Genomic DNA, 12,967 nt, shown 5'->3' with positions numbered 1-12,967 from the left:
TCGATTCTCACAAAGCGGTCAGTGCTTGCGCGGCGCCAGGTAGCCGAGCCAGCGGCGTTCGGCCATCTTGAACAGGCGCACCAGGATGAAGGTCAGGCACAGGTAGAACACGCCCGCCGTGATATAGGCCTCGAAGGGCAGGTAGTACTGAGCGTTGACCGTACGCGCAGCGCCGGTGATGTCGATCAGGGTAACGATCGACGCCAGGCTGGTGGTCTGCAGCATCATGATCACTTCGTTGCTGTACTGCGGCAGTGCACGGCGCAGGGCGGACGGCAACAGGATGCGGCGGTACATCTTCATGCGCGACATGCCCATGGCCTTGGCCGCTTCGATCTCGCCATGGGGCGTGGCCTTCAGGCTGCCAGCGATGATTTCGGCGGTGTAGGCACTGGTGTTGATGGCGAAGGCCAGGCACGCACAGAACGTGGCGCTGGACAGCAACGGCCAGAACACGCTTTGGCGCACGGCTTCGAACTGGGCCAGGCCGTAGTAGATCAGAAACAGCTGCACCAGCATCGGTGTGCCACGGATCACGTAGGTATAGAGCCAGGCGGTGAGGTTCACCACCGGTTGCTTGGACACCCGCATCAACCCCAGCGGAATGGCCGCCAGCAAGCCGAAGAACAGGGAGATGGCCAGCAGCTTGAGCGTGGTCAGCAGGCCGTCGATATACATCGGCAAAGCGTCCCAGACCACGTTGTAGTCGAAGATCATAGTTCAGCCACCTTCACGCCCACCGAGTAGCGGCGCTCCAGATACTTCAGCGCCAGCAGCGACACACTGGTCAGCACCAGGTACAGCGCGGCCACCGCCAGGAAAAAGGTGAACGGCTCACGCGTGGCGTCGGCCGCCTGCTTGGCCTTGAACATCATGTCCTGCAGGCCCACCACCGAGATCAGTGCAGTGGCCTTGGTCAGTACCAGCCAGTTGTTGGTAAAGCCCGGGATCGCCAGCCGGATCATCTGCGGCACCTGGATACGGAAGAACACCTGACGGGCGCTCATGCCATAGGCAACGCCCGCCTCGGCCTGCCCTTTGGGAATACCCAGAAACGCACCACGGAAGGTTTCCGACAGGTAGGCGCCAAAGATGAAGCCCAGGGTACCGATACCCGCCAGCAGCGGGTTCAGGTCGATGTAGTCATCGTAGCCAACCAGCGGCGCAACGCGGTTGATGATGTCTTGCCCGCCATAGAAGATCAGCAGGATCAGCACCAGGTCCGGGATGCCGCGCACCACCGTGGAATACAGGTCGCCCAGCCATGCCAGCCAGCGCACGGGCGACAAGCGCAGCGCCACGCCGATCAGGCCGAGCACGATGGCCAGGGCCATCGACGACAGGGCGAGCTGTAGCGTCAGCCACGCCCCGTCGAGGATGACTGCCCCGTAGCCTTTCAACATGTTGTGGTCCTCGACCTAGAGAATGAAAAATGGTGCAAACCTCAGAACCTCTGCTGTTTGCACCATTGCACAGGGGTTGCCCGAAGCCTTAGTTGGTTTCCGGGCCGTAGATGTCGAAGTTGAAGTACTTCTTCTCGATCTCTTTGTACTTGCCGTTGGCACGGATGGCGGCGATGGCCGCGTTGATGCGGTCGAGGTTTTCCTTGTCCCCTTTGCGCACGGCGATGCCGACGCCGTCACCGAAGTACTTCACGTCGGTGAACGATGGGCCGACGAAGGCAAAGCCCTTGCCCGCATCGGTTTTCAGGAAGCCATCTTCCAGCAGGGTGGCATCGGCCACGGTGCCGTCCAGGCGGCCTGCCGCCACATCCAGGTAGATTTCGTTCTGGGTGCCGTAAGGCACAACGGTAGCGCCTTTGGGTGCGAGCACTTCCTTGGCGAAGCGGTCGTGGATCGAGCCGCGCTGCACGCCGATCTTCTTGCCCTTGAGTTCATCCAGGCTGTCGCTGACGGTGGAGCCTTCCTTCATCACCAGGCGCGCGGGTGTGAGGTAGTAACGGTTGGTGAAGTCAACCGACTTCTTGCGGTCGTCGGTGATGGACATGGACGACAGGATGGCGTCGATCTTGCGCACCTTCAGGGCGGGGATCAGGCCGTCGAATTCCTGCTCGACCCACGTGCACTTGGCCTTCATTTCTTCGCACAGGGCATTGCCGATGTCGTAGTCGAAACCGGCGATGCTGCCGTCGGGCTGCTTGAAGGCGAACGGAGGGTAAGCGGCTTCGATGCCGATTTTCAGCGGTTTTTCATCGGCCTGCGACACCAGGGAAAACACAGACAGCGCCAGGGCGCCAAGCAGTGCGAGCTTCTTCATCAGGTAACTCCATCGGTACGGGGCAATACAAGGCAGGTAACGGCTGCCCGATATGCGAATGGGTACAACGCGAGCCGCGCAGGGTTCGACCAAGGTCGCAGACCACGAGCGAGTGAGTGGCATTTTAACGACAGCCCGGTAGTCGATATTTCTTCAAAGCGACAACTACTTACAGAAGCGCTTGAAACCACTGCGGGCGATGTTGACAGCCTATGCAAAATATGCAAAAGCGCAAGAATATAGAACCTACGAGTCTAGCAATTCCCGGGCCTATTATTGGCAAAGCCTTGTAGTACGGCAAGTCCGGCGTTTCGCCAGCTGCCCAACGCTTTGAAAATGCCCAGGAATGGGCACGGAGTGTTTCCTGGCGCCCCGGTGTGGTGCGCGGCGGTGACAGATCGGGTTACCGATGAATGTCGGGTAACAATAAAGCAAAAACCCCGCCGAATGTTCGGGCGGGGTTTGCAGGGGGCCACTAACCACCGGCTTGCCGGCGATGGCCGGCTCAGGCAGTCGCCAGGTTCATCGCCTTGTGGGTGTCGATCAGGTGCTGCACCACCCCAGGGTCTGCCAGGGTCGAGATATCACCCAACGCATCGTACTCCCCCGTGGCGATCTTGCGCAGGATGCGGCGCATGATCTTGCCCGACCGGGTTTTTGGCAGGCCCGGGGCCCACTGAATGACGTCTGGCGAAGCGATCGGGCCAATCTCCTTGCGCACCCAGTTCTTCAGTTCCAGGCGCAATTGCTCGGTAGGCTCAATGCCGGCATTGAGGGTGACGTAGACATAGATGCCCTGGCCCTTGATGTCGTGCGGCACACCCACCACGGCGGCTTCAGCCACTTTGGCATGGGCCACCATGGCGCTCTCGATCTCGGCGGTGCCCATGCGGTGGCCGGACACGTTGAGCACGTCATCCACACGGCCGGTGATCCAGAAGTAGCCGTCCTCGTCGCGGCGCGCGCCGTCGCCGGTGAAGTACATGCCGCGGAAGGTCTTGAAGTAGGTATCGACGAAGCGGTCGTGGTCACCATACAGCGACCGCGACTGGCCCGGCCAGGAGTCGAGGATGACCAGGTTGCCCTCGGCGGCCCCCTCGATCAGGTTGCCCAGGTTATCCACCAAAGCCGGCACCACACCAAAGAACGGCCGGGTGGCCGAGCCTGGCTTGAGGGCCGTGGCACCTGGCAGCGGGCTGATCAGGATGCCCCCGGTTTCGGTCTGCCACCAGGTGTCGACGATCGGGCAGCGCTCCTTGCCCACGGTCTTGTAGTACCAGTTCCAGGCTTCGGGGTTGATCGGCTCACCCACCGAACCCAGCAGGCGCAGGCTGGAGCCGTCGGCGCCGTCTACCGCTGCCTGCCCCTCGGCCATCATCGCGCGGATGGCAGTGGGTGCGGTGTACAGGATGTTGACCTTGTGCTTGTCGACGATTTTCGACACGCGGGTGATGTCCGGGTAGTTCGGCACGCCTTCGAACAGCAGCGTGGTCGCCCCGTTGGCCAGCGGGCCGTAGACGATGTAGCTGTGGCCAGTCACCCAACCCACGTCGGCTGTGCACCAGTACACCTCGCCCGGGCGGTAGTCGAACACGCGCTCATGGGTGAGCGCCGCGTACACCAGGTAACCCCCGGTGGTGTGCAGTACGCCCTTGGGTTTACCGGTGGAGCCGGATGTGTAGAGGATGAACAGCGCTTCTTCGGCGCCCATTTCTTTCGGTGCGCAGTGGCTGGAGGCCACTTTCATCAGGTCTTCGTACCAGATGTCGCGATGCTGGTGCCAGGCGATGTCGCCACCGGTGCGCTTGCACACGATGATCTTCTGCACACTGCTGGTTTCCGGGTTGGTCAACGCCAGGTCGACATTGCCCTTGAGCGGCGTACGGCGGCCACCGCGCACACCCTCGTCGGCAGTGATCACCACCTTGGACTTGCAATCGATGATGCGCCCGGCCAGGGCCTCGGGGGAGAAACCACCGAATACCACCGAGTGGATCGCGCCGATGCGGGCACAAGCCAGCATGGCCACCACGGCCTCGGGGATCATCGGCATGTAGATGGTGACCACATCACCGCGGTGCACATCCTGCCCGCGCAGGGCGTTGGCGAACTTGCAGACCTGCTCGTGCAGCTCGCGGTAGGTGATGTTGCGGTGCTCGGAAGGGTCGTCGCCCTCCCAGATGATGGCCAGCTGGTCACCGCGCTCTTCGAGGTGGCGGTCGAGGCAGTTGGAGGAAACGTTCAGAGTGCCGTCGGCGAACCACTTGATGTCCACATGGTGGTCGTCGAACGAGGTCTGCTTGACCTTGGTGAACGGCTTGATCCAGTCCAGACGCTGGGCCTGCTCACGCCAGAAGCCGTCCGGGTTGATCACCGATTGCTGGTACATGGCCTTGTAGGTGGCCTCGTCGGTCAGGGTGGTGGCCGCGATCTCGGGACGAACGGGATACAGTGGAGCCGCACTCATCTTGTTTACCTCGGTGTAATAGTTGTTTTTGTATGGGACCGTTGTAACTGTACCAGAGCGATAAAGGCCATTCGACGTTGGTAGTAATTTCCCCGGCAGGTCGCTGGAAACTGCGCAGGCCATGCCTTCACCGCTCGGCATTGCACGCCCCAGGCGGACCACAAGATTGTTACCAATTCTGCCAAAACACTTTATCAAAAGCGCCACTGTTTCAAGTTGAACCGCCGCCCTAGAATTCACCTCGCCAACAACGGCACATGGATTAACGACTGACACCCGCCCCCACACAGGCAACCGTTAATCTTCTTATTAAAGTAACTGATTGCAACAACTGCAGTCGCGGCGCCCAGTGTGCCGCGTGCGCCCCCTCACGGCCTTATATAGGTAAACGAAAAATGAAAGCGTTACTGGTATTGGTACTTGGCAGCTTGTGCGGTGCGGCAATGGCCGACGACGTCAAGGTTGCCGAGCAGATTCCGGTCGAACAGTACAGCTACTCGCAGCACCTGGACATCGCCCACGTCATTTCCCTGAGCGAAGTACCCAATGTCTGCGAAGTAGTACCGGCGCGCATGACCTACGAAGACTCGCAGGGCCAGCGACACATCCTTGAATACCGCGTCATGGGCGGTGGTTGCTCGAATGGGTGATACCGTGTGAACGGGGCCCTGCGGGGCCCCTTCGCGGTGATACCCGCCGCCACAGGGAGCCTATATAACTGCCTAACGCGTCATCATTAATAAGTTTATTCCAGCGACTTGCCGAGATGATAATCCCGCAACTTGTTGGCAATCGTAGTATGCGATACGCCTAGCCGCTTGCCCAATGCGCGACTGCTCTTGAACTCCCCCATCAAACTTTCCAACACGGCCTTTTCAAAACGCCCCACAATCGCGGAAAGATCACCCTCCAGCGAAAAATCCCCCAACGGTTGACGGACGCCATAATCAGGCAGGCGCACATGCTCACTTTTCACCACGCCTCCTTCCGATAAAGAAACCGCCTGGAACACTACGTTTTCCAGTTGCCGTACATTACCCGGCCAGTTATAGGCGGCCAGTTTTTCCCGTGCAGCGGCGGCCAGCCGTGGCAGGGGGCAACCAATCTGCCGGCTGGCCTGGTCGAGAAAATGCTCCACCAGCCCGTCCAGGCCATCCATGCATTCACGCAGGGGCGGAATATGCAGGGACAGCACATTGAGGCGGTGGTACAGGTCCTGGCGGAATTCACCCCGCGCACAGAGTTCGGACAGGTCAACCTGGGTGGCGCAGATCACCCGCACATCCAGGTACACCTCTTCGTCGCTACCCACCCTTCGGAAGCAGCCGTCCTGCAAGAAGCGCAGCAGCTTCACCTGCAGCCGCGGGCTCATCTCCCCTACCCCATCGAGGAACAACGTACCGCCAGCGGTCAGTTCCAGCAGCCCCAGCTTGCCCTCCGCACGGGCGCCCTCGAATGCCCCGGGGCCATAACCAAACAGCTCGGTTTCAGCCATGGATTCCGGCAACCCGGCGCAGTTGAGGGCCATCAGCGGCGACTGGCCACGGGGGCTGGCCAGGTGACAGGCGCGGGCCAGCAGCTCTTTACCCGTACCCGTCTCGCCTTCGATCAGCAACGGCGCATCCAGCGGCGCCATGCGCCGCGCTTCACGGACAACGGCGGCCATCACCCGCGAACTCTGGAAGATGCTGTCGAAGCCGCGCAACTCCTGCTTGCGCACATTGTAGATGCGCTCGCCGATACGATCGGCGCGGTGCAGTGTCAGCACCGCACCCGCCAGGGCCTCGCTGTCATCGTGCTCGGATTGAAGCGGTGCGATATCCGCCAGGAACACCCCCCCTTTCACCTGGACCCGCAGCCCGTTGATACGCGACTTGTTGGCCCGCACCAACTCCGGCAGGTCGAAGTCCTCCACGTAACGCGCCAGCGGCATGCCGGGCACCTCGTCTACCCGCACCCCCAGCAACTGCGCCGCAGCCCGGTTGGCGGCGACGATGCTACCCGCCATGTCTACGGACAGTACCGGAAACTCCAACGCCCCGAGCAAGGCATTGAGCTCCATGTGCCGCCGCTCGCTGGGCATCAACCCCACTCGCTTGACCCCGAACACCCCGGCAATGGCCTCGAACTTGGGCCGTAACGCCTGGAACTGCAAATTGATCAAGTTGGGGCAATGCAGGTAGATGGCATTGCCGTGGTCACCCCCCACCTCGCCGCGCAGCACGTTGATACCGTATTCCACCAACAGGTTGAGGATGTCCCGCAGGATGCCTATGCGGTTCTGACAATGCACTTTGATACGCATGCGCGCTCCAAGACCCGATGTTTATCATCCAGCCTGTGAAAATGTGTAAAGTTAAATTTCCAAGATCAGACTATTCACCGCCTGTATGCAGCGGATTTTCCAACGGCCAGGCCGATTTGTAAAATAATCGTTACGAAACGCACGCTCATTACCCTCATGCTGTGCGCATCACCCAGTGCAACCGCCGCCTGGAAGCGCTATTCCTGATGCATGTCCTGAACACAACAAGAACAGCGTTCACCAGGAGACACCCATGAAGCACACGCAGTACGTGGCAAGAGAGCCCGATGCGCAGGGGTTTATCGATTACCCGCAGCAAGATCATGCGGTGTGGAATACCCTGATCACCCGCCAACTGAAGGTCATCGAAGGCCGCGCCTGCCAGGAGTACCTGGACGGCATCGATCTGCTGGGTCTGCCCCATGACCGCATTCCACAATTGGGTGAAATCAACAAGGTGCTCGGTGCCACCACCGGCTGGCAGGTGGCCCGCGTACCTGCCCTGATTCCCTTCCAGACCTTCTTTGAACTGCTGGCCAGCAAGCGTTTCCCTGTGGCCACGTTCATCCGCACCGCTGAAGAACTGGATTACCTGCAAGAACCCGACATCTTCCACGAAATTTTCGGCCACTGCCCGTTGCTCACCAACCCCTGGTTCGCCGAGTTCACCCACACCTATGGCAAGCTGGGGTTGGCCGCGAGCAAGGAGCAGCGGGTGTTCCTGGCGAGGCTGTACTGGATGACCATCGAATTCGGCCTGATGGAGACTCCGCAGGGCCGCAAGATCTACGGCGGCGGTATTCTCTCGTCACCCAAGGAAACCGTGTATAGCCTGTCGGGCGAACCGGAACACCAGGCCTTCGACCCGATCGAAGCCATGCGCACGCCCTACCGTATCGACATTCTGCAGCCGCTGTACTTCGTGCTGCCGAACATGAAGCGGCTGTTTGACCTGGCCCACGAAGACATCATGGGCATGGTCCGGCAAGCTTCGCAGCTGGGCCTGCACGCCCCGAAGTTTCCGCCCAAGGCGGCTGCCTGAGCCGCCCTGCCGATAACAACTCGAACTGGAAAACACCCTATGAACGCCTTGAACCAAGCCCACTGCGAAGCCTGCCGGGCCGATGCGCCAAAGGTCACCGAGCAGGAACTGGCCGAACTGATCCGCGAAATTCCGGACTGGAACATTGAAGTTCGCGACGGCCATATGGAACTGGAGCGTGTGTTCCTGTTCAAGAACTTCAAACATGCCCTGGCTTTCACCAACGCGGTCGGCGAAATCGCCGAGGCCGAAGGCCACCACCCCGGGCTGCTGACCGAGTGGGGCAAGGTGACGGTGACTTGGTGGAGCCATTCGATCAAAGGCCTGCACCGCAACGACTTCATCATGTGCGCGCGCACCGACAAGGTCGCCGAGGGTGCCGAAGGCCGCAAGTGATAGCGGCGGGCGGATCCGTCCGGTATCCGCCCGCTATAGCAACCGGCGAACGGGAAAAATCGAAACTGTCATCCAGACTTGTGTATCCTGCCTCAGCTTTGTGAAGCCTTACACGCGCCTGGCGCAGCCTTTTCACTCACACTTGCGAGGAACGACGAGATGCATGAAATCCCGAACTTTCCCTTCCCAAGCCTGAACCCCGAAGAGCCCACCGTTACCGCCCACGCCGAGCCGGCACCTGCACGCGAGCAGGAGGGTGACGATCAACCCAGCGCCGAACAGGACTAGAACTCGCGCGCCGACAGTGTGAAAACGGCTGACCTGCGGGCTACCCCCGTCATCACGTTTTCACACTCCCCACACCTGGGGCTCAACCCCGGGCGTACTGCAACACCACTTCCAATGGGTGACGCATCTGCCGCTCGGTCATGCGCTTGACCTGGCTGCGGCACGAATAGCCCGTTGCCAACGGCTCCCCTTCCTTGTCCAGCTTGGTTGCCCAGGACTGCTCGAAAATGGTTTTCGAGGTGTGCTGGTTGCGAGCCTCATGGCCATACGTGCCCGACATGCCGCAACAGCCGGTAGCTTCGGTCACCAGCTTCAAACCCAGACGCTGGAATACCTGCTCCCACTGCCGGGTGCTGGCGGGCGCATTGGTTTTTTCGGTGCAGTGCGCCATCAGGCGGAAGCTGGCCGTGGCGCCGGTCGCCTGCTCTGGCAGAGCATTGAGCAGCCATTCCTGGGGTAGCAGCACCGCCGGGCAACCCTGCAGGCCAGGCACTTTCTGATACTCTTGGCGGTACACCAAGGTCATGGCCGGGTCCAGGCCCACCAGCGGCACCCCGCAATCAGCCAGCGCTTGCAGTTGGGTAGCATTGCGGATGGCCGCCTTGGCAAATGCCCCCAGGAAGCCCTGCACATGCAAAGGCTTGCCATTGGCACTGTAGGGCGCCAGGAACACACGGTGGCCCAAACGGTGCGCCAGGTCGATGAAGGCCGACAGCAACGGTGTCTCGAAGTAGCGGGTGAACGCATCCTGTACCAGCACGATGCTGCGCTCGCGCTGGGCCGGGGTCAGCTCGCGCAGCGCCGGCACCGTAGCCACACCCACGCGGCAGCGGGTCAGGGTGGCCTGGAAGTTGAAGCGGCTGATCAGCGGGCTGTCGACCATGCCTACCTTGTCGGCCAACAGGCGGCTGACCCACCTCGACCCCATCAGCGCGTTGTACAGCCCTGGCGCATGGGCCAGGTAGGGGATGGTGAACTCCAACGAACCGATCAGGTAGTCACGCAGGGGCCGCTGATAACGCCCGTGGTACAGCTCGAGGAAGCGCGAACGGAAGTCCGGCACATTGACCTTGATCGGGCATTGCCCTGCGCAGGATTTGCACGCCAGGCAACCGGCCATGGCGTCGTACACTTCATGGGAAAAGTCGCCCTCCCCCTGCTGGCGGGCGCGATTGTTGCGCAGGCGCGCCGGCAGGCCTTTAAGCCAGGCCACCTGGCCACGCGCGCTGGCCAGCACGTCTATACCGGCATCGCCCTGCAGGCGCAGCCATTCGCGCATCAGCGAAGCGCGGCCTTTGGGCGAATGCCGGCGTTCACGGGTGGCCTTCCACGACGGGCACATGGCGTCGTTGGGGTCATAGTTGTAGCAGGCACCGTTGCCGTTGCAGTGCACCGCACTGCCGAAGCTCTGCCAGACCCGCTCGTCGATGGTACGGTCAAGGTCACCGCGCAGGGTCACGCCATCGACCCGGGTCAACCCCTCGCTACTGCCGGGAGGGGTGCAGATTTTGCCCGGGTTGAGCTGGTTATGGGGATCGAACGCTGCCTTCAGCCGCTGCAGCGACGGGTAGAGTTCGCCGAAGTATTCAGGGACGTATTCCGAACGCAAGCCTTTGCCATGCTCACCCCAAAGCAGGCCGCCATAACGGCGGGTCAGTGCCGCGACGGCGTCGGAGATGGGCTTGACCAACGCGGCCTGAGCCGGGTCTTTCATGTCCAGCGCCGGGCGCACGTGCAGCACCCCGGCATCCACATGCCCGAACATGCCGTAGGCCAGGCCATACCCATCGAGCAACGCGCGGAAGTCGGCGATGTAATCGGCCAGTTGCTCGGGTGGCACCGCAGTGTCTTCCACGAAGGGTTGCGGGCGCACTTCACCCTCCACGTTGCCCAGCAAACCCACAGAACGCTTGCGCATGGTGTAGACCCGGGTCACCGCCTCGGCGCCTTCGGCCAGGGTGTGGCCCAGGCGCTCGACACCGGTGTCGTTGCGCAGGTGCTCGATGAACGCCTGCACCTTGCTGTTGACTTCGGCAGGGTCGTCGCCGCAGAACTCCACCAGGTTGATGCCCAGGGTCGGGCGCTCGGGGTCGGCCGGGAAGTACTCGGCAACGCTGTGCCAGACGATGTCCTTCATCGCCAGCATCAGCACCTTGGAATCGACTGTCTCGATCGACAGGGGCCGGTGGGCCATCAGCGCGTTGGCATCGCGCAGGGCATCCATGAAGCTGCCGTAACGCACGTTCACCAGCACCGCGTATTTGGGAATCGGCAGCACATTCAGCTTGGCCTCGACCACGTAGCCCAGCGAACCCTCGGCACCGCACAGCACGCTGTTGAGGTTGAAGCGGCCGTGCTCGTCGCGCAGGTGTGCCAGGTCGTAGCCGGTCAGGCAGCGGTTGAGCTTAGGGAAGGTGGCCTGGATACGTTCGGCCTGGGTGTCGTAAATCTCGCGGGCCATGCGATACACCTCGCCCACACGCCCCGGCGCCTCACACGCCGCCTGCAACGCAGCGTCGTCGATCGGCTGGCTGTGCAGGTGCTCACCACCCAGCAGCACGCTGTGCAGCTCCAGCACGTGATCGCGGGTTTTACCGTATGTGCAACTGCCCTGGCCGCTGGCGTCGGTGTTGATCATGCCGCCGACGGTGGCGCGGTTGGAGGTGGACAGCTCAGGGGCAAAGAACAACCCGTGGGGTTTCAGGGCCGCATTGAGCTGGTCCTTCACCGTACCGGCCTGCACCCGCACCCAGCGCTCCTGCACGTTGATCTCGAGGATGCGGTTCATGTGCCGGGACAGGTCGACCACGATACCGTCGGTCAACGACTGGCCATTGGTACCGGTACCGCCGCCACGCGGGGTCAGCTTCACCGCCTGAAAACGCGCCTCATCCATCAAGGTGGCCACACGTGCCACATCATCGGCATCCAGCGGGAACACCGCCGCCTGGGGCAGGCGCTGGTAGATGGAGTTGTCGGTGGCCAGCACCGTGCGGGTGCCATAGTCGGCGCTTATCTCGCCACGAAAGCCGCTGTCGCGCAGGGCCTGGAGGAATGCAGGGTAATCGGCGGTGGGGGCAACGGTTTGCAACTGGGCGATCATCGATGGATGGCCTCGGAATAATGGCGGTTCGCGGGATCAGTGTCGTGCCGGCATGGGTCGGTGCTGGCCTGATGACGTAGGGGGCCATGTTCCTGTAGTTTTGCCTAAGGGGCAAACGGATAATCCTGCCGCTATTAATGACTTTGATGAATGAATTACCGCCACCTGACCCCTTCCATGTCGCTGCTGCTGGCCTTCGAGGCGGCAGCGCGGCACCAGAGCTACACCCGCGCCGCCGCAGAGCTGTCGCTGACGCAAAGTGCCGTAAGCCGCCAGGTGCAGGCACTGGAGCAGCAGCTTGGGCTGACCTTGTTCCGCCGCGAGGGGCGCCAGGTCCAGCTGACCGATGTGGGGCGCCTTTATCAACGCGAACTCAGCGAGGCCTTGGGGCGCATCCGCAGCGCGACCTTGCAAGCGCTGGCCTACCAGTCCGGGGTAGGCACCCTGCGCCTGGCCACCCTTCCCACGTTCGGCTCCAAATGGCTGCTGCCGCGCCTGCACGCGTTCTACCAGGCGCACCCTGGCATGCTGGTGCACATTCATTCACGCATCGAAGCCATCGACTTCGACACCAGCGAAATCGATGCGGCCATCGGTGTAGCCACCCATGACCTGCCTGGGCTGGTCTGCCACCGCCTGCATGCAGAGCAACTGGTGGTCATCCTGCCCCCGCAGGCGGCCACAGATCGCCAGGGCTGGCCGCCCGCGCGCATCAGCGAACAGGTGCTGTTGAACGTGGCCAACAACCCCCATGCCTGGGGCGAATGGTTTTCGCACCACGGCCTGCCGCACCGGGCCATGCGCCTGGGGCCAAGCTTCGAATTGACGTCGCACCTGATCCAGGCGGTAAGGGCCGGCATCGGCATCGGCCTGGTGCCGCGCATTCTGGTGGAAGATGAACTGGCAAAAGCCGAGCTCTACAGCCCAGGCATGGCCTTCGCCAGCGAGCGCAGCTACTACCTGATCTACCCGCCCAGAAACGAAGGGCTGCCTTCGCTCAAAGCATTCAAAGGTTGGTTGCTGGCGCAGATCTGAACGGGCAGCGGCAGCCAATAAAAAACCCGAAGCCGTGCAGGGGCTTCGGGCTTT

At 61.8% G+C, this 12,967-nt stretch carries 11 protein-coding genes; 5 read left to right on the top strand and 6 right to left on the bottom strand.

The annotated features are described in order from the left end of the window. Positions 1-18 precede the first annotated feature (18 nt). The 4 genes from PPA02S_RS16940 to acs all read right to left on the bottom strand — a co-directional run bounded on the left by PPA02S_RS16940 (position 19) and on the right by acs (position 4,744). Entirely contained in the window at positions 19-717 is a 699-nt protein-coding gene (locus tag PPA02S_RS16940) for an ABC transporter permease (protein WP_028635502.1), read from the bottom strand. Next, positions 714-1,403 carry an ABC transporter permease gene (locus PPA02S_RS16935; protein WP_028635501.1) on the bottom strand — a complete coding sequence of 230 codons (690 nt, stop codon included), beginning with the start codon at positions 1,401-1,403 and terminating at the stop codon, positions 714-716. Before PPA02S_RS16935 ends, PPA02S_RS16940 begins: the two co-directional genes overlap by 4 nt. An 88-nt stretch (positions 1,404-1,491) precedes the next feature. Continuing rightward, complete coding sequence (locus PPA02S_RS16930; protein WP_028635500.1) at positions 1,492-2,277, bottom strand: ABC transporter substrate-binding protein; 786 nt, start codon at positions 2,275-2,277, stop codon at positions 1,492-1,494. 505 nt (positions 2,278-2,782) lie between these two features. Next, positions 2,783-4,744, bottom strand: coding sequence for an acetate--CoA ligase (gene acs, locus PPA02S_RS16925; protein ID WP_028635499.1), 1,962 nt, complete (start codon positions 4,742-4,744; stop codon positions 2,783-2,785). Between the two features lie 395 nt (positions 4,745-5,139). Between acs and PPA02S_RS16920 the strand changes: the two genes are divergently transcribed. Further along, positions 5,140-5,394, top strand: coding sequence for a DUF2790 domain-containing protein (locus PPA02S_RS16920; RefSeq protein WP_028635498.1), 255 nt, complete (start codon positions 5,140-5,142; stop codon positions 5,392-5,394). Positions 5,395-5,489: 95 nt separating this feature from the next. Here the strand turns inward: PPA02S_RS16920 and PPA02S_RS16915 are convergent, their stop codons facing one another. Further along, positions 5,490-7,049, bottom strand: a complete 1,560-nt coding sequence (locus PPA02S_RS16915; protein WP_028635497.1) for a sigma-54-dependent phenylalanine hydroxylase transcriptional regulator PhhR — start codon at positions 7,047-7,049, stop codon at positions 5,490-5,492. A 253-nt stretch (positions 7,050-7,302) separates the two neighbouring features. Here PPA02S_RS16915 and phhA point away from each other — a divergent pair, with 253 nt between their 5' ends. The 3 genes from phhA (at position 7,303) to PPA02S_RS23455 (ending at position 8,775) form a co-directional block, all read left to right on the top strand. Further along, a complete protein-coding gene (gene phhA, locus PPA02S_RS16910; RefSeq protein WP_028635496.1) occupies positions 7,303-8,091 on the top strand; it encodes a phenylalanine 4-monooxygenase in 789 nt (262 codons plus the stop codon). 39 nt (positions 8,092-8,130) lie between these two features. Beyond that, positions 8,131-8,487, top strand: coding sequence for a 4a-hydroxytetrahydrobiopterin dehydratase (locus tag PPA02S_RS16905; RefSeq protein WP_028635495.1), 357 nt, complete (start codon positions 8,131-8,133; stop codon positions 8,485-8,487). Positions 8,488-8,646: 159 nt separating this feature from the next. Then, entirely contained in the window at positions 8,647-8,775 is a 129-nt protein-coding gene (locus PPA02S_RS23455; protein WP_268933268.1) for a hypothetical protein, read from the top strand. An 82-nt stretch (positions 8,776-8,857) separates the two neighbouring features. Here PPA02S_RS23455 and ydiJ read toward each other — a convergent pair whose 3' ends face one another. After that, positions 8,858-11,878, bottom strand: a complete 3,021-nt coding sequence (ydiJ, locus tag PPA02S_RS16900; protein WP_028635494.1) for a D-2-hydroxyglutarate dehydrogenase YdiJ — start codon at positions 11,876-11,878, stop codon at positions 8,858-8,860. 150 nt (positions 11,879-12,028) lie between these two features. Here ydiJ and PPA02S_RS16895 point away from each other — a divergent pair, with 150 nt between their 5' ends. Next, entirely contained in the window at positions 12,029-12,913 is an 885-nt protein-coding gene (locus PPA02S_RS16895; protein ID WP_028635493.1) for a LysR substrate-binding domain-containing protein, read from the top strand. Positions 12,914-12,967 lie beyond the last annotated feature (54 nt).

The organism is Pseudomonas parafulva NBRC 16636 = DSM 17004, assembly GCF_000730645.1.
Taxonomy (GTDB): Bacteria; Pseudomonadota; Gammaproteobacteria; order Pseudomonadales; family Pseudomonadaceae; genus Aquipseudomonas; species Aquipseudomonas parafulva.
Note: the sequence above shows the minus strand (reverse complement) of the source record. Positions and strands in the feature narration are given on the sequence as shown.

Bases quoted from the DNA above. Each gene is read 5' to 3' on its own strand.
- PPA02S_RS16935 (WP_028635501.1), bottom strand. From the start codon at position 1,403: ATGTTGAAAGGCTACGGGGCAGTCATCCTCGACGGGGCGTGGCTGACG.
- PPA02S_RS16930 (WP_028635500.1), bottom strand. From the start codon at position 2,277: ATGAAGAAGCTCGCACTGCTTGGCGCCCTGGCGCTGTCTGTGTTTTCC.
- PPA02S_RS16895 (WP_028635493.1), top strand. From the start codon at position 12,029: ATGAATTACCGCCACCTGACCCCTTCCATGTCGCTGCTGCTGGCCTTC.
- acs (WP_028635499.1), bottom strand. From the start codon at position 4,744: ATGAGTGCGGCTCCACTGTATCCCGTTCGTCCCGAGATCGCGGCCACC.
- ydiJ (WP_028635494.1), bottom strand. From the start codon at position 11,878: ATGATCGCCCAGTTGCAAACCGTTGCCCCCACCGCCGATTACCCTGCA.
- PPA02S_RS23455 (WP_268933268.1), top strand. From the start codon at position 8,647: ATGCATGAAATCCCGAACTTTCCCTTCCCAAGCCTGAACCCCGAAGAG.
- PPA02S_RS16920 (WP_028635498.1), top strand. From the start codon at position 5,140: ATGAAAGCGTTACTGGTATTGGTACTTGGCAGCTTGTGCGGTGCGGCA.
- PPA02S_RS16905 (WP_028635495.1), top strand. From the start codon at position 8,131: ATGAACGCCTTGAACCAAGCCCACTGCGAAGCCTGCCGGGCCGATGCG.
- PPA02S_RS16915 (WP_028635497.1), bottom strand. From the start codon at position 7,049: ATGCGTATCAAAGTGCATTGTCAGAACCGCATAGGCATCCTGCGGGAC.
- PPA02S_RS16940 (WP_028635502.1), bottom strand. From the start codon at position 717: ATGATCTTCGACTACAACGTGGTCTGGGACGCTTTGCCGATGTATATC.
- phhA (WP_028635496.1), top strand. From the start codon at position 7,303: ATGAAGCACACGCAGTACGTGGCAAGAGAGCCCGATGCGCAGGGGTTT.